Source organism: Plantibacter flavus (assembly GCF_002024505.1).
GTDB classification, from domain to species: Bacteria; Actinomycetota; Actinomycetes; order Actinomycetales; family Microbacteriaceae; genus Plantibacter; species Plantibacter flavus_A.
This window is the reverse complement of record NZ_CP019402.1, coordinates 3280765-3297834: the sequence shown is the minus strand read 5'-3', so window position 1 is coordinate 3297834 and position 17070 is coordinate 3280765. Positions and strand designations below refer to the sequence as shown.

The following is a 17070-nucleotide window of genomic DNA, read 5'->3' as shown; positions in this document are numbered from 1 at the left end:
TCCTTTTTGCGGGTGACCCCCGGATTGGTGACAAATGTAGGGATAACCCTAGCCCCAGGTGACGCCGCCGTCCGCCGAGCGGTACAGCTGGTCGCCGACCCAGAGCCATGCGCCCTGGCCAGCGATCGTGAGAGCGGCTGGTGCGGACGCGTCGGCTCCGTCGATGCAGCCGACGAGCGGGGCGCTCGCGAACGCCGCGGGAACCCCGTTGATCGCCAGCGCGCCCAGGCCGTTGCACCCGGGAACACCACGGGCTACGAACATAAGGCGCTCGCCCTCGGAGGCCAGCGCGTGCACACCGGCGTACGGGGTGGTGACCCACGACCCGGTGGTCGGGTCCCATTCCGCCAGGACGGCGGCACAAGCAGCCACGGTCCTGTCGGTCGTCGCGCTCATGACGTCGACGGTCGGGCAGGGGAGCCCGACTCCTTGGCCCGCCACGACGACGGCAGCGTCATCAGGGGTCAGGTAGCTGATCTCGCCCGGCAGAGCGGCATCCGGTGCCCAAGAGTCACCGGCATCCGAGGACGAGAAGCCTCCGACCGCGCAGGCATCACCGGTTGCACCGATGATCTCGATTTCCCCATCGTCGCCGGCCGTGAGAGCGAGCACCTGACGGAGGTCGAATGCGTTCGTCGCCAGCGGCGTCCAGGTCGCCCCGGCGTCGACGCTCCGCTCGACGACTGCCGGCGTCGAAGAGCAGGCGCCCGCAGTGGCACGCCAGAGGGTCTGGCCGTCGACCGTGGTGATGAAGCGCCTGCCGTCCGCTGCTGCGTCGCCCGTCGGTTCTGCCGATGCGCCGGGCGTGGATTCCGGCTCCGGTGTCGTGTTGAAGGTGACGAGTGGCCGCGGCGTGCGGTCAGCCGTCGGTGCGCTATTCGCTGTGAGAGCGAGCCCGACGAGGATCACATCGACGATGAGGAACAGCACCAGACCGACGACGACCAGCACACGTTGGCTGGAACTCAGAGAATCGCGCCACCGCGACCGGACGTTCGCCGATCGGTATGTGGAGCGTCCGCGCTTCGTGCTCACCGCCGATCGCCCGACTGGTCCAAGTTTTTTGCGATGATGTCGATGAACTCATTGATCTGCGCACCGACCCGGTTGTACGTCTCCGAGCTGCGACGGTACGGGTCTTCGATGTCGTCGTCCTCAGGGTTCGCAGGAGGCGGTACCAGGCCGCGTTCCGCCGCGGCCGACGCGACGAGCTCCCAGAGATCGGCGGCGGGCTCGGTCTCCGCGATCAAGCGCGCAAACTGAGGAACGGTGAACGTCACTCGCGAGGCACGGGGGAGGAGACGGGCGACATCGCTCCGGTGCTCACGCGTCGCGGTGAGGATCAGGTCCGCATCGGCGACGATGTCTCGGTTCAACTGTCGCGGGACGTGGCCGCTCGGGTCTCCGCCGAACCGACGCGACTGCTCGACGACTTCCGGTGGCATGACGAGTTCGGGCTGCATGCCCGTCCCGGCGCTTGACACGCGGATCAGATGGCCACCTGCGGTAACGCCTGCGGCATCGAGCCGAGCCTTCAGGAGCTGCGCACCGAGCGCCGACCGGCAGATGTTCCCAGTGCAGACGAACAGCACCGAGAACGGACGTGTAGCCGCCGCCGTGGCGTCGGTCACGCCTTCACGTCCTCGGTGTAGCCGTAGCCGGCACCATAGCCGTAGCGTGCGTATCCGTAAGCGTCTGGGCCCTTGGTCGGGACCATGGTCATGACGAGACCGGCGACCGAGGCGTTCACGTGGACGAGCGCTTCAAGGGCGCCCTTCAGCTGGTTCTTGTGGGTCCGCCCGGCAGCGACGACGACCAATGCGCCGCCCGTGTGGCGGGCCAGCAGGGCACCATCCGTGACGGGCAGGAGCGGCGGTGCGTCGATGAGCACGTAGTCGAACTGCTTCTCGAGACCGGAGATGAGTTTCTGCATCACGCTGGAGCCGAGCAACTCGCTCGGGTTCGGCGGGATCGCGCCAGCGGGGAGGACGGTGAGCGCGCCGCGGCCCCACGGCTGCATGGTGTCCTCGAGCGTCGCGCGACGGATGAGGACGTCGCTCAAACCGACGGCTCCTTCAAGGTCGAAATAGGTGGCGAGCTTCGGCCGACGAAGGTCGGCGTCGATGATGATGACGCGGTGACCGGCATCGGCGAGGGCGATTGCGAGGTTCGCCGCTGTCGTGCTCTTCCCCTCGCTCTGGATCGAGGAGGTGACGACGTAGCTGCGGGGTTGGTCACTGACGTCGAGGAACTGGAGGTTCGTTCGGAGGCTGCGGAACGATTCGGCGCGCGGACTCTTCGGGTCGGCTTGGACGATCAGCGGGCGCTGCTTCGCCTTCGGGTCGAAGGCGATGCCGCCCATGATCGGGATCTCGGTGAGGCCCTCGATGTCGCGCTCGTTCCGAATGCGGGTGTCGAGCGTCTCACGGAGGACCGCGAAAGCAACCCCGAGAGCGAGGCCGACGAGAACACCGAGAGCAAGATTGAGGGGCACGTTCGGGCTCCCCGGCGTCGTTGGCACGTTCGCCTCTTGTACACGGGTCAGTTTCACGGGGCTCGTCGCACCGTCGTCAGTGCTCTCGATCTTCGCGACGACCCCGGTCAAGCTCTCAGCGGTGGTGTTCGCAAGCTCGGCGGCGAGTACGGGGTCCTCGCTCGTCGCGGTGATCTGGATGATCGTGGTGTCGGGCGTGGCTACAGCGGACACTTGCCCACCGAGCTGGCCGGCGGTGATGTTGAGTTCGAGCGCGGCGATGACCGGCTGGAGCACGATCGGTGTGCTCACGAGGTTGACGTAGGTTTTGACCCGCTGTTGCGAGTACGTGTTCCCCTGCGTGAGGTCCGACACGTTGTCACTCGATTGTGTCGACACGAAGACCTTGGCCGATGAGCTGTATTCGGGCGTCTTCGCAAGAGAGTAGGCAGCGGCTGCGGCAACGCCGACGAGCACGAGCGCGACGATCAGCACCCAGTACTTGCGAAGGACACGGAGATAGTCGGTGAGCTCCACGCGGTGGCTTCCGTTCGATGAGGAGAGCGGTTCACCCTGCTGCCAAGGCGTGCCCCGAACAGGGCGTTGGGAGCCATGCTGCCATAAACCGACGCCTGTTCCAGAGCGTCCGTGTCATGAGCATGGCCGATTGCCGTAGTTTGCTCTCGTGACGATGCCACACGAGACCACGCCGCGCGACGATCGACAGACGACGCGGGCGCGTCTCGTCATCGCGACGATCGGATTCGTCGCGACCGTCGTGATCGCGCTGGGGTTCCCAGGTGGTGTGCGGATCGTCGGACCGTTCTCACCGCTCGGTGGCTACGTGCTCGTGTGGCTTCCCCTGGTGGTCGCGCTCCTCATCGTCCTGCTGGTTCCGGGCCTGCGCCCGACGGTTCCGATGGCAGTGCGGTGGAGCGTCCGCCCCATCGACCTCCTCTGGGGTGCTGCGGCGGGCCTCCTTCTGCGGATCGTCGTGAGCTCGCTCGAGATCCTCTGTTACGGCGGGCTTCCCGCCACCGCTGGGAACGCCGTGCCCCTCGCGACCGCAGACGAGGTGGTGTACGTCGTCGTCGCGTTGCTCTCGGTGATCCTCATCGCGCCGGTGATCGAGGAGACCTTCTTCCGCGGGCTTGTCCTCCCGTCGATCATCGGGATGCTCCGCGGCGGGCGATGGACAGCAGTCGCGATCAGCGCATTGCTCTTTGCGATCTTGCACCTCCTCGCCGTCACCACCGCCGCCCAAGTGGTCGTCGTCGGGGTCGGAACCCTGCTCGTCGGACTGGGCGCGGGAAGCCTCGCCGTTCTGACCGGCCGGCTGGGGCCCGCGATCGTCGCGCATGTCGTGTTCAACGCGTCGATCCTCGCGCTCGGTCTGTCCGCCGTAACCGGTGGCACCGGCGTCGTGATTGAATAACCCCCATGCCGGCACCCGAATCCGACAAACGTCGCTCGTCTTCCTCAGGCCCATCGCGAACCTCCTCCAAAGGGTCCGGAAGTCGGCGGAGCACGACCGCGCGCTCCCGTGCCCGACGACGGGAGAACGCGAACCCCGAGCGACTGCGTTCTCGGCGCCGCAGGACCGCGCTCATCGTCTCCGGAGTACTCGTCCTGTTGTTGGCGGCTGTCGCGTGGATCGGTGTGCGCGCACTCCTCGCCAAGGGGGAACTGGAAGCGGCAGTGCCCCTTGCCCAACAGGTCCGCGAGCAAGTGCTCGGCGGAGACGCAGCTGCTGCAGGTAAGACCGCTCGTGAGCTCGCAGCCCACGCCCGCGAGGCTGCTGCACTGACGAGCGACCCGATCTGGCGTGCCGCCGAGATCGTGCCGTGGATCGGACCGAACCTCGCAGCCGTCCGGAACTTGGCAGGCGCGACCGACGAGGTCGCCGTCGGAGCGATCGCTCCGCTGGTGAACCTCTCCGGATCGCTTCGCCCCGACCTGTTCAAACCTGTCGACGGTGCGGTACCGCTGCAGCCGATGATCGATGCTCAGCAGGACCTCCGCTCTGCCGACGATGCTCTCGAGGGCGCGGCCAAGCGCGTCCGAGGAATCGACCAGTCCCGCCTCATCAGCCAGGTGTCGTCGGCGGTCGACCAGCTCGGACCGGTCCTCACCGAGACCGCCGACACGGTCGATGCGGCACGGCGCGCGATCGATCTGCTGCCGACGATGCTCGGCGCCGACGGGCCCCGCAATTACCTGATCATGTTCCAGAACCCGGCCGAGCCGCGCGCGAGCGGAGGCAATCCGGGTGCTCTGGCCCTGATCGGCACGGACGGGGGCCGCATCTCGCTCCTACAGCAGGCGACATCAGGTGATTTCCCGCGTTTTCCAGAACCGGTCCTGCCGCTGTCGACGGAGACCGCAGGCATCTACGGCAACATCACTGGGCGCTTCATCCAGGACGTGACGTTGACGCCGCGGTTCGACGTGTCCGCCGAGCTTGCCTCGGAGATGTGGTTACAACGGTTCGGGACCCGCGTCGATGGCGTGCTCAGCATCGACCCGGTCGCCCTGGGATACCTGCTCGCAGCGACGGGACCGATCGACCTCCCCTCGGGTGATCAGCTCACGACCGAGAACGCCGCGGATCTGTTGTTGAATCAGGTGTACCAGCGCTACCCGGCCGGGGCAGAGCAGGATGCCTTCTTCGCGGCAGCTTCTGCGGCGGTCTTCGACCGCATCTCAACCGGCAACTTCGATGCCACGAAGCTGGTGGCGGCACTCGCCAAGTCGGGCGACGAGCGACGTGTCCTGGTGTGGAACGCCGCTGACGCGGAACAAGTGCTCCTGGCCGGCACCACGTTGACGGACATGCTCCCGACGGAGGAGCAGCGGGCCGACGCCTTCGGCGTGTACATCAACGACACGACCGGCAGCAAGATGGGCTACTACCTCGATGTGGAGACCCAGAGCGGCATAGCACAGTGTGGTGCCGGAGGACAGGTCTTGGGTTTGCGTCTGAAGATTACGAACACGGCTCCGGCCGACGCCGCAACGTCGCTGAGTGACTACATCACCGGTGCTGGGATATACGGCGTCACGCCTGGCAATTTCAACTTCAAGGTCGCGGTCTACTCTCCTCCAGGGTCGTACACCGAGGGAATCCAGCGTGATGGTGCGGATCTTCCAGTCCAGCCAGCACTCGACGGTGACTTCCCGCTCTCGCAGTTCAGACTCGAACTGGCGCCTGGTGAAAGCACGACGATCGACGTGGCGGTGTCGACATCCGGCGTGTCGAAGCAACCTTTTGTCGTTTCGACCCCCAAACTTCATCTTTCTGAAACACAACAACTGGCGCTTACCTGCAAATTTGCCGTACAGTGATGCGTGTTGTCGGGTTTGAGCCGTTTTCGGGGGGTATCAGCGCCGGCGCAATATTCTTCGTCGCAACACCGCTGGTTGTGACGGTAGCTACAGCTATGCCAGTACTGCACTGATCAACGACCAGTCTCCAAGGGGAACCCACATGCTCAAGAAAATCACCGCGGTCTTCGCGCTGGCCCTCGCTGGCCTGTTCATCGCTCCGGTCGCCGCGAACGCTTCGTACGTTCCCGGCGCCGACATCGTCGTCACCGGCGACGTTGCTCCCGGCGGCACCTTCGTCGTGACCTTCACGGACGGTGCCTTCCAGCCGAACGAGGACGTCTCGCTCGCCCTGACCGGTGAGAACGCGACCGGCGCCACGCTCGCCGCCGTCGACACCAAGACGCTCGTGAAGACCGCCTCGGCGACCGGCTCGGTCTCCCTGACCGTCACGCTGCCCACGAACGCGACCGGCACCTACACGGTCACCGGCACCGGCCTCTCCTCGCAGATCATCGGCACCACCACCGTCACGGTGAAGGCTGCTGCTGCAGGTGGCGGCTCCGGCAACGGCGGCCTCGCCGACACCGGTTTCAACACCCCGGCGTTCCTCGTGTGGGGTGCTGCCGGCGCAGTCGTCCTCGGCGCAGCGCTCATCGCGGTCTTCGTGATGATCCGCCGCCAGCGCGCAGGCGTCGCAGCGTAACAAGTTTCTCGACCTTCGGGTCAATAAGAACGGCCGGTGCATCTGCACCGGCCGTTCTTGTTTGTGTCCGAGCCCTACGCGTCGTCGCTCGGGTGGTCGGGGTCTTCCTCCTGGTTGAAGTTCGAGGCGTCGGGGTCGTGGCCGACCGCGAGGCCGTCCTCGCTGTTGGGGATGGTCTGGTTCTCGCCCAGGCCGCCCGGCTTCGGCGTTCCCTCGCTGCTGTTCTGGTCGGTGTCGTTCGTGTCGTTCGTCATGGGGAACACGTTAAGAGGTAGGGCGGCGCGGGTGAGCGGGCTTGACAGGGGGTCCGGGCGGAGGTTCTGACCCTTCGACAAGCTCAGGGACCGGTGGGGTTGCTTAGTGGCCGGTGGGGTTGCTCCGGGACCGGTGGGGTTGCCCCGGGACCGGGTGGGGTGCTCGCGGATCGGGCCCTTCGACAGGCTCAGGGACCGGAAGAAGGGGCTCAGGGACCGGAAGAAGGCTCGGGGACCGGAGGGAGGGGGCTCGGGCACCGGAGGGAGGGGGCTCAGGGACCGGAGGAAGGGGGGGGTCAGGGACCGGAGGAAGGGGGCTCAGGGACAGGAAGGAGGGGGCTCGGGGACCGGGCGAACCGACGCTTCTTGCGGAAAACGGATAGGTCGGGATATACCTCCCTTCCGGGGGACAGGTGACGGGCAATACAGTTCCAGCAGCCTGGGTCCGGCCGTCGGATCCTCCAGGAACGAAACGAGCATCATGCCCACGTCCTCCGCCGCCACGACCGCGCCGAAGCCCATCGTCATCTCGTTCTGGCTGTGGGTCGTGTCCGCGATCCTCTCCGTGATCTCGGGGATCACGACGGCCCTGTCAGCCGGCACGCTCGCGCAGGCCACCTCCGAGCAAGCGTCCACCGGAGGGGCGCTCTCCGCGGGCGTGCTCGTCATCTCGACGGCCGTCGGAGCGTTCATCGTCGGCGCACTCCATGTGCTGTTCGCCTTCTTCCTCCTCCGCGGCCGCAACTGGGCGCGAGTGGTGCTCACGGTGCTCGGCGTCCTCTCCGTCCTCGGTTCCATCGTCGGGATGATCGCCCTGAACCCGCTCGCCTTCATCTTCGTCGTCGTGACCGTCGTCGCCATCGTCCAGATGTACGTGCCGGCGGCACGCGCCTACATCGCCGCGAACAAGCGATGACCGGTCCGACCTCGACCTCGCCGCGCCCGGGATCCCGTCAGGAACGAGCCGAAGCCAGGCGCGCCGAGGCCCGCCTGCCGTACGCCCCCGCACCGGACACCCGGTGGGGGACGCCGACCGCGATCGTGACCTTCATCGCGATCATCGGGTTGCTCGTCGTCGTCGAGCTCGCCCGCGCCTTCGGAATCCTGTCCGGGGACATCGGCCGGATGCTCCAGTGGGTCATCTTCGACGGCGGGATCCTCGTCGCCCTGGCGGTCGTGTGCCGCAACCGCGGGAGCGGTTCGTGGGTGAAGGACTTCGGCCTCCGCTTCCGCTGGTTCGACGTGTTCATCGGCCTGGGTTCAGCGATCGGTATCCAGATGATCGGCGCGATCGTCACCGAGTTCGTGACCGCCGTCTCCGGTGAAGCGCCGAAGTCGAACATCGCGGCACCCTCACCCGAACTCCTGTGGGTGCTCCTGAACACCGTCTTCGCCGCCGCGATCGTCGCGCCCTTCTGCGAGGAGCTTCTGTTCCGCGGACTGCTCCTGCGCGGCTTCCGGAACTCGATCCTCCGCGGACGCGCGGTCGGAGGCGTGCGCCGCGGCGCGTCGTCGACACCCTCCACCGCACGTCGCCGCGCGGCGGCGGTCGTCTCGGTCGGGGCGAGTGCGCTCATCTTCGCCGTCGTCCACCTCTACGAGGGCTGGGGCAGTCCGCCCACAATGGTTGCCCTCGGCCTCACCATCTTCGTGCTCGGCACGGTCAACGGTGTCTACGCCGCGGCAACCCGACGCCTCGGACCGGGCATCTGGACGCATGTGTTCTTCAACGGGATCACGGTTCTGGTGATGCTGGGGCGCACCGCTGGTTGATCGGCGCCATCGGTCCCTGAGCCTGTCGAAGGGCGGGGCTCAGGGACCGCGCGGTCAGGAGGCGGAGGGGCGGACTCGGCGTTCGTAGGCGGCGTCGGCCGCGAGCACCGCACGCACGCGGGCGAGGTCGAACTTCGGCCTGCGGTCGAAGTCGTAGATGCCGTTCTGCTCCTGGAACGTGTCGGTGAGCTGCGTGTAGCAGTAGCCGAACATGTTCTCGTCGTCGGTCAGCACGCGGACGAGCCCCGCGAAGCGCTCGTGGAACTCCTCGACCGACGCCACCCGCGCACCATAGCCCCAGGAGTCACCACCGGTGTCCGCCGCCGCGAGCTCCGCGTTCCACCAGATGCCGCCGAACTCCGACACGAAGAACGGCTGCCCCTCGTACGCCAGGGAGATGGTGCGTCCGTCCTCGAGGTTCGTGAACGGCTCTCCGTCCGCGATCCCAGCCTGCTCCACAGCGAACGCCGCCGGGTCCTGTTCGTAGGAGTGCGCGTCCCACACGTCGGTCTCCCGCACCCGGTGCGCGTAGCCCGAGGCGTCGATCACCGGCCGACTCGGGTCGATGAGCTTCGTCGCGAGGAACATGCCCCGCGTGACGTCGTCGAGGACGGTCACCCGGTCGTGCAGCGTCTGGTGCGTCTCGTTCAACGGGCACCAGCCGATGATCGAGGGATGGTTGACGTCGCGCTCCAAGGCCTCGACCCACTGCGTGATGAAGGAAGCCGTCGGGCCCTGGTTGTGACCGACCGTGCCGGCACCCGACACCCCCCAGTCGCCGAACTCGCCCCACACCAGATACCCGAGCCGGTCCGCGTGATAGAGGTACCGCTCCTCGAACACCTTCTGGTGGAGCCGCGCACCGTTGAACCCGGCGTCCAGACCGAGCGTGATGTCGGCCACGAGCGCGTCATCGTCCGGCGCGGTCATGAGCGAGGACGGCCAGTACCCCTGGTCGAGCACGAGCCGCTGGAAGACGTGCTCGCCGTTGATCAGCACCGCGGTGCCGTCGATCGCGACACTCCGCAGCCCCGCGTAGCTCGAGACGCGGTCGGTGACGTCGCCCGCACCATCGCGGATCTCGATGTCGAGGGTGTAGAGGAACGGGTCGGCGGGACTCCAGAGCCGCTGCTGGTCCGCCGGGACCTCGAGCCGCACCGACGGCGACATCGTCGACCCGAGCTGTGCGGTCTCGCTCGAAACGACGACTCCGTCCGCGGACAGGGTCACCGTCGCGGTCGAGCCGGCGGCGTTCCGACTCGGGACGAGCGTGCAGTCGAACCGCCCGGCGTCCGCATCGGGGACCACGGTGAACCGACGCAGGTGCAGCTCGTCGACGGCCTCCACCCAGACCGTCTGCCAGATCCCGGTCGTTCGGGTGTAGTAGCAGTCGGTGTTGCCGTACCAGGTCGCCTGCTTCCCACCGGCCTTCGGCTCGTGACGGGTGTCGCGGGCGCGCACCACGATCTCGAGTTCCTGCCCCGGCTCGACCGCACCGAGCGGCACCCGGATCGGCGTGAAGCCACCCCGATGCCGCATCGCCTCGACCCCGTCCACCCACACGGTCGTATCGTGGTCGACGGCACCGAAGTGCAGCACACCGTGCTTCCCCTGCCACGTCGATGGCACCGTGAACCGCGTGCGGTACCAGACGGCCTCCATGAAGTCCGTGTGCTCGACGCCCGATGCGGCCGACTCCGGCGCGAACGGGACGAGGATGCGGTCGGTCAGTTCGCGGCCGAGGAGCCCGCGCTCGAGCCCGCTGTCGCCGGCGTCGATCTCGAACTCCCACAGGCCGTTGAGATTGATCCAGCCGTCACGGACGAGCTGCGGCCGGGGGTACTCCGGGCGCGGCTGCGGCGCGGTGTCGGCGCGGCCGGTCGGCAGCGGGGCGGGGAAGCGGAGAGGGTGCGTCATGGATGTCGTTCCGATGCGTGGTGGTGGGTGGAGGTGTCGTCGGCCCTTCGACAGGCTCAGGAACCGGGGAGGTTGCTTAGGGACCGGGGTGGCCCTTCGACAAGCTCAGGGACCGGGGAGGTTGCTCAGGGACCGGGGTGGCCCTTCGACAGGCTCAGGGACCGGGAGTTCGGCTCAGGGACCGGGAGTTCGGCTCAGGGACCGGGAGTTCGGCTCAGGGACCGAACGGGCTGAGCCTGTCGAAGGGCGGGGAGTCGCTACCGGGCGTCGTCGACGGCCTTCGTCAGCTCGGCGACGAACGCTTCAGCGGCCTCCTTGGGGGTGGTCTTGCCGAACTGGACGTCCTGGTTGTAGCGGCCGAGGATCTTCTCGCTGTCACCACCGCCGACGGGGGTGATCGCCGGCGGGGTGCCGGACTCCTCGCGCGCGGCGTCGACGACGCCCGCCACGATCTGGTCCGTCGGTGTCAGGTCGGGTTCGATGGCCTTCTGGAAGTCCGGGTTCGCGGGCATGCCGCGTTCGGTGCTGAAGAGCTTCGCGACCTCGGTGTCGGTCGTGAGGAAGTCCACCAGCAGTGCCGCCTCGGCGGGGTGCTCGGACTTCGACGAGACCGACCAGTACATCGACGGCTTGAGGTACTGGTATCCCTCGGAGGCGTCCTTCGCCGCGGGGAACGGGAGCATGTCGAGCTGGTGGTCGGGTGCGGCAGCCTGGAACGCGGTGAGCACCGACGACGGCTGGAAGGTCATCGCGACCTTGCCCGTGCTCATGTCCATGAGGTCGATCGCCACACCGTTGCCCTCGGCCAGCTGCGAAGCGCTCGGGGCCGCGCCGCTCTCGATCTGGTCGAGTGCGTACTGCCAATAGCTCTCCACGACCTCGGGTTTCAGGATGACCTTGCCGTCTTTGTCGTAGATGTCGTTGCCGTGCTGACGCGCCCAGAGCGTGAGGGTCGGCATGTCGCCGCCGAACGGGGACATGCCATGGACCGCACCGCCCGAGGCCTCGGTCACCTGCAGGGCGACGTCGTTGAGCTCATCCCAGGTCCACGTCGTCGCGTCGGGCAGCTGGATCCCGTACTGCTCGAAGATGGACCGGTTGACCATGAGGCCGACGGTGCCCACGCCGATCGGCACGCCGTACAGCTCGTCCTTGACCTTGCCCTGGTCGAGCACCTCGGCGCTGAGGTCGGAGGTGTCGAGGAACTCGTCGAGTTCGCCGAGGTCGGCAAGGGCGCCGCGCTGGGCGTAGGAGGCGAGGTAGAGCTGGTCGAACTGCATGACGTCGGGGGCGTCTCCGCCGGCGACCGTGGTGGCGAGTTTGTCCCAGTAGCCACCCCACTCGGTGGACTGGCCCTTGACGGTGATGTTCGGATACTTCTTCTGGAAGAGGTCGATGGCGGCGCGGGTCCGCTCGTCGCGGGCCGTGGCACCCCACCAGTTGAAGGTGATGGTGACGTCCTCGTCGCTGAGGGACGCGTCGCCGTTGCCGCCCCCGACGGCGCAGCCGGTGAGGGCGAGCGCCGAGACGGCGGTTGCGGCGGCGAAGCCGAGGAGACGGGACCGGGATCGTGGTTGGCGTTGCATGATGCTCCTTTGCATGGGTGGGTCGGTCGGCCCTTCGACAGGCTCAGGGACCGGGTTGTGGATCGGGGACGGGTCGGGACCGGGGCTACTTGCCTCCGGTGGTCGCGATGCCTCGGAGGAGGAACCGCTGACCGAACAGGAAGGCGAGGAAGACCGGCAACAGGGTGACGACGCTCATGGCGAAGAGCGCCCCGTAGTCCGACTGCGACTGGGTGTCGACGAACGAGCGGAGGGCGACCGACGCGGTGTACTTGTCGGGGTCGGTCACGAAGATCAGCTGTCCGAAGAAGTCGTTCCACGTCCAGATGAAGGTGAAGATCGCCGTCGTCGCGAGTGCCGGGGTCATGAGCGGGAGCATGATCTGCACGAAGATCCGCAGGTGACCGGCTCCGTCGATCCGCGCCGCCTCGTCGAGCTCGCGCGGGATGCCGCGGATGAACTGCACCATGAGGAAGATGAAGAACGCGTCCGTCGCGAGGAACTTCGGCACGATGAGCGGCAGGTAGGTGTTGATCCAGTCGAGCTGGGCGAAGATGACGTACTGCGGGATGATCAGCACGTGGATCGGCAGCATCATGGTGAGCAGCATCGCCGCGAAGGCGAGGCGCTTGAACCGGAACCGCAGCCGGGCGAAGCCGTACGCGGCGAGCGAGCAGGTGAGCAGGTTGCCGATGATCGACCCGACGACCACGATCGCCGAGTTCGCCAGGTAGCTCCCGAACGGCTGCGCGAGCGCGTTCCAGCCGTTCGTGTAGTTGGACGCCTCGAAGGTGTCGAGCACGAGACCCGGGTTGTCGAAGATGTACCCGTTCGGGCGGAGGGAGGACGCCACCATCCACAGCACGGGGTAGAGCATCAGCAGCCCGAGCAGGATCAGCAGCGCGTGCTTGCCGATGCTCGAGATCCGCTGTCGGCGCAGGAGCTTGGCGCGCTGAGCGTCGCCCCGCTCGCGACGGGCGGCCGCATCGGGTGAGAGGCCGTCCTCGGAGGAGGGGCGGGTCTTGAGGTCAGTCATCGTAGAACACCCAATACTTCGAGGCCCAGAAGTTGATGGCCGTGGCGGCGGCGATGATGATGAGCAGGAGCCACGCGATCGCCGACGCGTACCCCATCTGGAAGCTGCCGAAGCCCTTCTGGTACAGGTAGAGCGTGATGAACAGCGTCGAGTCGGACGGCCCGCCCGATCCGTTCGACACCACGTAGGCCTGCGTGAACGACTGGAACGCGCCGATGATCCCGAGCACGAGGTTGAAGAAGATGATCGGGCTGAGCAATGGCAGGGTGATCGACCGGAACTGTGTCCACCGGCCGGCACCGTCCGTCGACGCCGCCTCGTAGTACTGTCGCGGGATCTGCCGGAGGCCGGCGAGGAAGATCACCATCGGGGCGCCGAACGTCCACACGTGCAGGATGATCAGCGTCGACAGCGCGGTGTCGGGTTCGGAGATCCACCCGGGGCCCTGGATGCCGAAGACGGCGAGCAGCGCGTTGACGAGTCCGCTCGAGCCGAAGACGAGCCGCCAGAGGACCGCGATCGCGACGCTGCCGCCGAGGAGTGACGGCAGGTACAGCACCGACCGGTAGAACGAGAGCCCGCGCATGCCGCGATCCAGGAGGACCGCGATCGCCAGGGCGACGATGAGCTGCAACGGGACCGAGACCACGACGTAGGTGATGGTCACCCCGAGGGACTGGTGCAGGCGGGGGTCTTCGACCATCCGCTGCGCGTTCTCCAGCCCGGTGAAGTTCGGGTTCTGGAGGAGGTTGTAGTCGGTGAACGACAGGTAGAGCGAGACGAGGACCGGCCCGAGCGTGATGACGAGGAAACCGATGATCCAGGGCCCGAGGAACAGGAGCGCCGCACGGTTGTCCCGGAACTCGGAGGCGTCGCGGTGCTTGATCGCCCCCTTCGGCGTCCGCAGCGCGCGCAGCTCGTTGAGCGCGCTCATGTGGCGGCTCGGGTGGTGGGTGGTGGGCTCTCGAACATGCTGCGCATCTCCTTCGACTCGCTGCGACCGTGCTGACAGGGAGACACGCTAACGGCTTGTGCTACGTAGCACAAGACGCAGTTGGAAAAGGCTTGCCGCGGTGATCCGGACGTCGTGGAGTCGCTACGCTTGCGTCAGGACGGACGCGCGGTGGAGCGTGCGCGACCGACGGGGAGGCACGGATGGCAGTGACCGCACGGGATGTCGCGCAGGCGGCCGGTGTCTCCCAGCGGACGGTTTCGGACGTCGTGAACCTGCCGGGGCGGGTCGGTGCCGAGACCCGCAAGCGCGTGCAGGCGGTCATCGACGAGCTCGGCTATCGGCCCAATCCGCACGCGAGGGGGCTCCGCAACAACCGCAGTGGACTCATCGCGCTCGTCGTCCCCGAGCTCGATGTGCCGTACTTCTCCGACCTCGCCCGCTGCCTCATCCCTGAACTCACGAAACGCTCGCTCACCCTCGTCGTCGACCAGACGAACGGCGATCCGGAACGGGAGCGCGCGGTGCTCACCGGGGGAGCGGTGTCCTCGACGTTCGACGGCGTGCTGCTCAACGCCCTCAACCTCACAGCCGCCGACGTCGAAGCCGCCGCCGCGACGCAGCCGATCGTCCTGCTCGGCGAGCGCGACTATGGCGCGAGCGCGGACCATGTCGCCATCGACGGCACCGAGGCTGCCTACGTGGCGACCCGACACCTGATCGAACGTGGATGCACCCGCATCGGAGCCATCGGTCGGCAGGCCCATTCCACGGGCACCGCGAAGCAGCGCGTGGACGGATTCACGAGGGCCATGCAGGAGGCCGGACTCGACCCGAACCGCTATATGGCCGAAGGGGAATACGATCGCGCGAGCGGTGAGACCGTCATGGGGCGCATGCTCGACGCCGGCGATCCGCCCGACGGCGTGTTCTGTTTCAACGACCTCATGGCGCTGGGCGCGATGCGTGCGGCGTGGGATCGCGGCGTCGACATCCCGCGCGACCTGGCGGTGGTCGGCTTCGACGACATCGAGGACGGCCGGTATGCGATGCGGTCACTGACGACGGTCGCGCCCGACAAGGAGGCCATCGCCCGCGAGGCCGTCGCCATGCTGGTCGAACGCGTGGCCGGGCACGTCGGGCCTGGGCGGCGGGTGCTCGCCGGCTTCGAGCTCGTCGTGCGGGAGTCCTCGGCCGGGTGACACGGTGCACTCGCTACGGGATGACCGCGCAGGCGCCGTTCGTTCCGAGAGCGTTCGATGTGCCGCTCACAACCCGGTAGGGCGAAGACCAGGTCGTCGACGGCAGGGTGAGCCGCGCGCCGATGTAGACGTTCGAGCCGAGGAGACCCCCGAGGAGCCCCAGGCTGAACGTCGAGGTCACGGTCGTCGTGCCGCTCGTGGACGTCGGGGAGATGACCGTGTTGGGAGTGAACGAGGCGTTCGCTGAATAGGCGTAGTTGATCGTGTAACCGGCTGGGATCGTGTACACGATGGTGTACGAGGAGAGGAGTCCGACGGCGTTCGGATTGAAGGTGCAGCTGGAGAACGTCGGAGACGGCACGGTGGCCGCGGTGAAACTACCCGTCCCGAACTCGGGATCTGCCCAGGCCGCATCGACCGGCGCTGGGGCAGGATGCGTGAGCAGCACCGTCATCGCGACGGCGATGGTCGCCGCGGCGATCCGGCGGTGCCATCCGAGGACACCGCTGCCACCATCACCCCGCCGTCGCATCATCGGCCCGCAGGATCGTCGTACGCTTCGCCGAACGCGAATGCTGTCGCAGCGCGCCGAACCACGCGCCGACGAGACCGATCAGGATCGCTCCCGCAGCCGCCCAGACCGCGAACTCGATGCTCGCGCCGGTGCGGGGGAGCGTGGTGATCGGGCCGGGCGAGACCGAGACGTCGTCACCGATGCCCTCGGCCGTGACCGTGAGGGCGACCGAGGCGTTCGCCACCGCTGCACCGGACGGCATCCGGACGTCGAACTTCAGCCACCACGCCTCGGTGCTCCTCATCGACAGGACCGCGCGCTCGACACCGTCGACGGGCACCGCCATCTCGTCGAACAGGTGGGTGACGGTGCCGACGCAGCCGGCTGCGGTCCAGCGGACGGAACAGGCGTCGACCGCCATGACGAGCCCGAGCTCGGTCGAGCCCGAGCCGACCATGGTCACGTCGATGGAGCCCGGTGTCGCCTCCGGCTTGGTCGTGATGCCCACCTCCCAGGGCGTCGACCGACCCGGGGTGAGGGACCGCATGGCCGACGGGTCGCCGATCGAGGTGAGCACGACCGCCTCGCCGGCGATGACGTCCACCGTCGGCTCGGCGTGGGCAGGAGCGGCGCCGCCGATCGCGAGGCCGGCTCCGAGGAGCAGGGCGACCGGTGAGCAGCGGAGCGCGGCGTGGCGAGCCGGTCGTGGTCCGGCTCCGTCGGCGACGGCACCGGCAGCGGCCGAGCGGCGCCGCGGAGCAGGACGACCGCCGCCGCCCACTCCTCCGTCACCACCCGGCGGGCGCTTGCGATCCGATCGTGGCCAGAACGCCCACATGACGAGGGCCGAACAGCTGAGCGTCAGTCCGCCGAGGACCCACGGGTTGGACAACCACACGACGAGGTACGCGAGCCCGGGCACCGAGGCGAGCACGAGGCGGACCGTCGAGACCGTGTACGGCTCGGGGTCCTCCGACCGGTTCGCATCGCCCTGCATGGTGATCGTGCGTTGTGGTCCTGCGGTGTCGACGCCGCCGCTCACCGAGGTGACGCGGTGGGTGACGGGCAGCTGGCCGGCGCGGTCGACTGTCACGACGTCGCCGACCGCGATGTCGGATGCCGGGATCTCGCGGACGAGCGCGAGTGAGCCGGTGGGGATCGTCGGGCTCATGGAACCGGTTTTGAACATGATGAGGGTCACGTTGAAGCAGGTCGCGAGGATGACGAGCACGATGCAGACCACCCCGCCGACGGCGGCGAGGTTGAGCAGGGTGTCTCCGACGATCGACGCCACCGAGCGGCGGGGCTGCTGCCGCTCGGTGGCGTCGATCGCTTCCGTGGAGGGACGGGTCAC

At 67.7% G+C, this 17070-nt stretch carries 16 protein-coding genes; 6 read left to right on the top strand and 10 right to left on the bottom strand.

The features are described from left to right. Positions 1–48: 48 nt before the first annotated feature. From BWO91_RS15145 to BWO91_RS15135, 3 genes are all read right to left on the bottom strand, one after another. The gene (locus tag BWO91_RS15145; protein WP_079003161.1) at positions 49–951 is read right to left on the bottom strand and encodes a hypothetical protein; all 903 of its coding nucleotides are present in this window, start codon (positions 949–951) and stop codon (positions 49–51) included. An 80-nt stretch (positions 952–1031) separates the two neighbouring features. Next, complete coding sequence (locus tag BWO91_RS15140) at positions 1032–1631, bottom strand: low molecular weight phosphatase family protein (RefSeq protein ID WP_167620511.1); 600 nt, start codon at positions 1629–1631, stop codon at positions 1032–1034. Next, entirely contained in the window at positions 1628–3010 is a 1383-nt protein-coding gene (locus BWO91_RS15135; protein WP_079003159.1) for a polysaccharide biosynthesis tyrosine autokinase, read from the bottom strand. Before BWO91_RS15135 ends, BWO91_RS15140 begins: the two co-directional genes overlap by 4 nt. A gap of 154 nt (positions 3011–3164) precedes the next feature. Between BWO91_RS15135 and BWO91_RS15130 the strand changes: the two genes are divergently transcribed. From BWO91_RS15130 to BWO91_RS15120, 3 genes are all read left to right on the top strand, one after another. Continuing rightward, positions 3165–3908, top strand: coding sequence for a CPBP family intramembrane glutamic endopeptidase (locus BWO91_RS15130; RefSeq protein WP_079003158.1), 744 nt, complete (start codon positions 3165–3167; stop codon positions 3906–3908). A 224-nt stretch (positions 3909–4132) separates the two neighbouring features. Beyond that, entirely contained in the window at positions 4133–5818 is a 1686-nt protein-coding gene (locus BWO91_RS15125; protein WP_167620510.1) for a DUF4012 domain-containing protein, read from the top strand. Between the two features lie 142 nt (positions 5819–5960). Beyond that, complete coding sequence (locus BWO91_RS15120; protein WP_079003156.1) at positions 5961–6503, top strand: hypothetical protein; 543 nt, start codon at positions 5961–5963, stop codon at positions 6501–6503. 74 nt (positions 6504–6577) lie between these two features. Here the strand turns inward: BWO91_RS15120 and BWO91_RS15115 are convergent, their stop codons facing one another. Further along, the gene (locus BWO91_RS15115) at positions 6578–6757 is read right to left on the bottom strand and encodes a hypothetical protein (RefSeq protein ID WP_064296076.1); all 180 of its coding nucleotides are present in this window, start codon (positions 6755–6757) and stop codon (positions 6578–6580) included. 481 nt (positions 6758–7238) lie between these two features. On the opposite strand from BWO91_RS15115, the gene BWO91_RS15110 reads away from it, so the two are divergent. Both BWO91_RS15110 and BWO91_RS15105 read left to right on the top strand, forming a co-directional pair. Then, positions 7239–7673: a hypothetical protein gene (locus BWO91_RS15110; RefSeq protein ID WP_079003155.1), complete on the top strand. Its 435-nt coding sequence runs from the start codon at positions 7239–7241 to the stop codon at positions 7671–7673. Continuing rightward, positions 7670–8530, top strand: coding sequence for a CPBP family intramembrane glutamic endopeptidase (locus tag BWO91_RS15105; RefSeq protein ID WP_079003154.1), 861 nt, complete (start codon positions 7670–7672; stop codon positions 8528–8530). The genes BWO91_RS15110 and BWO91_RS15105 overlap by 4 nt, the downstream gene beginning before the upstream one ends. A gap of 54 nt (positions 8531–8584) precedes the next feature. Here the strand turns inward: BWO91_RS15105 and BWO91_RS15100 are convergent, their stop codons facing one another. The 4 genes from BWO91_RS15100 to BWO91_RS15085 all read right to left on the bottom strand — a co-directional run bounded on the left by BWO91_RS15100 (position 8585) and on the right by BWO91_RS15085 (position 13982). Beyond that, the gene (locus BWO91_RS15100; protein ID WP_079003153.1) at positions 8585–10447 is read right to left on the bottom strand and encodes a glycoside hydrolase family 2 protein; all 1863 of its coding nucleotides are present in this window, start codon (positions 10445–10447) and stop codon (positions 8585–8587) included. A 257-nt stretch (positions 10448–10704) separates the two neighbouring features. Further along, complete coding sequence (locus BWO91_RS15095; RefSeq protein ID WP_167620509.1) at positions 10705–12033, bottom strand: ABC transporter substrate-binding protein; 1329 nt, start codon at positions 12031–12033, stop codon at positions 10705–10707. Between the two features lie 85 nt (positions 12034–12118). Continuing rightward, complete coding sequence (locus tag BWO91_RS15090; RefSeq protein ID WP_079003151.1) at positions 12119–13048, bottom strand: carbohydrate ABC transporter permease; 930 nt, start codon at positions 13046–13048, stop codon at positions 12119–12121. Further along, positions 13041–13982: a carbohydrate ABC transporter permease gene (locus BWO91_RS15085; RefSeq protein ID WP_064295785.1), complete on the bottom strand. Its 942-nt coding sequence runs from the start codon at positions 13980–13982 to the stop codon at positions 13041–13043. The genes BWO91_RS15090 and BWO91_RS15085 overlap by 8 nt, the downstream gene beginning before the upstream one ends. 221 nt (positions 13983–14203) lie before the next feature. Here BWO91_RS15085 and BWO91_RS15080 point away from each other — a divergent pair, with 221 nt between their 5' ends. After that, positions 14204–15202 (top strand): LacI family DNA-binding transcriptional regulator, encoded by a 999-nt coding sequence (locus BWO91_RS15080; RefSeq protein ID WP_079003150.1) that lies wholly within the window; start codon positions 14204–14206, stop codon positions 15200–15202. 13 nt (positions 15203–15215) lie between these two features. Here BWO91_RS15080 and BWO91_RS15075 read toward each other — a convergent pair whose 3' ends face one another. Together BWO91_RS15075 and BWO91_RS19765 are read right to left on the bottom strand one after the other, a co-directional pair. Next, a complete protein-coding gene (locus BWO91_RS15075; RefSeq protein WP_153303508.1) occupies positions 15216–15737 on the bottom strand; it encodes a hypothetical protein in 522 nt (173 codons plus the stop codon). Then, the gene (locus tag BWO91_RS19765) at positions 15718–17070 is read right to left on the bottom strand and encodes a signal peptidase I (RefSeq protein ID WP_240555532.1); all 1353 of its coding nucleotides are present in this window, start codon (positions 17068–17070) and stop codon (positions 15718–15720) included. The genes BWO91_RS15075 and BWO91_RS19765 overlap by 20 nt, the downstream gene beginning before the upstream one ends.

Excerpts from the sequence above, each read along its gene's own strand:
- BWO91_RS15130 (WP_079003158.1), top strand. The coding sequence starts at position 3,165 with ATGCCACACGAGACCACGCCGCGCGACGATCGACAGACGACGCGGGCG.
- BWO91_RS15110 (WP_079003155.1), top strand. The coding sequence starts at position 7,239 with ATGCCCACGTCCTCCGCCGCCACGACCGCGCCGAAGCCCATCGTCATC.
- BWO91_RS15075 (WP_153303508.1), bottom strand. The coding sequence starts at position 15,737 with ATGATGCGACGGCGGGGTGATGGTGGCAGCGGTGTCCTCGGATGGCAC.
- BWO91_RS15085 (WP_064295785.1), bottom strand. The coding sequence starts at position 13,982 with ATGAGCGCGCTCAACGAGCTGCGCGCGCTGCGGACGCCGAAGGGGGCG.
- BWO91_RS15095 (WP_167620509.1), bottom strand. The coding sequence starts at position 12,033 with ATGCAACGCCAACCACGATCCCGGTCCCGTCTCCTCGGCTTCGCCGCC.
- BWO91_RS15105 (WP_079003154.1), top strand. The coding sequence starts at position 7,670 with ATGACCGGTCCGACCTCGACCTCGCCGCGCCCGGGATCCCGTCAGGAA.
- BWO91_RS15080 (WP_079003150.1), top strand. The coding sequence starts at position 14,204 with ATGGCAGTGACCGCACGGGATGTCGCGCAGGCGGCCGGTGTCTCCCAG.
- BWO91_RS15100 (WP_079003153.1), bottom strand. The coding sequence starts at position 10,447 with ATGACGCACCCTCTCCGCTTCCCCGCCCCGCTGCCGACCGGCCGCGCC.
- BWO91_RS15090 (WP_079003151.1), bottom strand. The coding sequence starts at position 13,048 with ATGACTGACCTCAAGACCCGCCCCTCCTCCGAGGACGGCCTCTCACCC.
- BWO91_RS15120 (WP_079003156.1), top strand. The coding sequence starts at position 5,961 with ATGCTCAAGAAAATCACCGCGGTCTTCGCGCTGGCCCTCGCTGGCCTG.
- BWO91_RS15115 (WP_064296076.1), bottom strand. The coding sequence starts at position 6,757 with ATGACGAACGACACGAACGACACCGACCAGAACAGCAGCGAGGGAACG.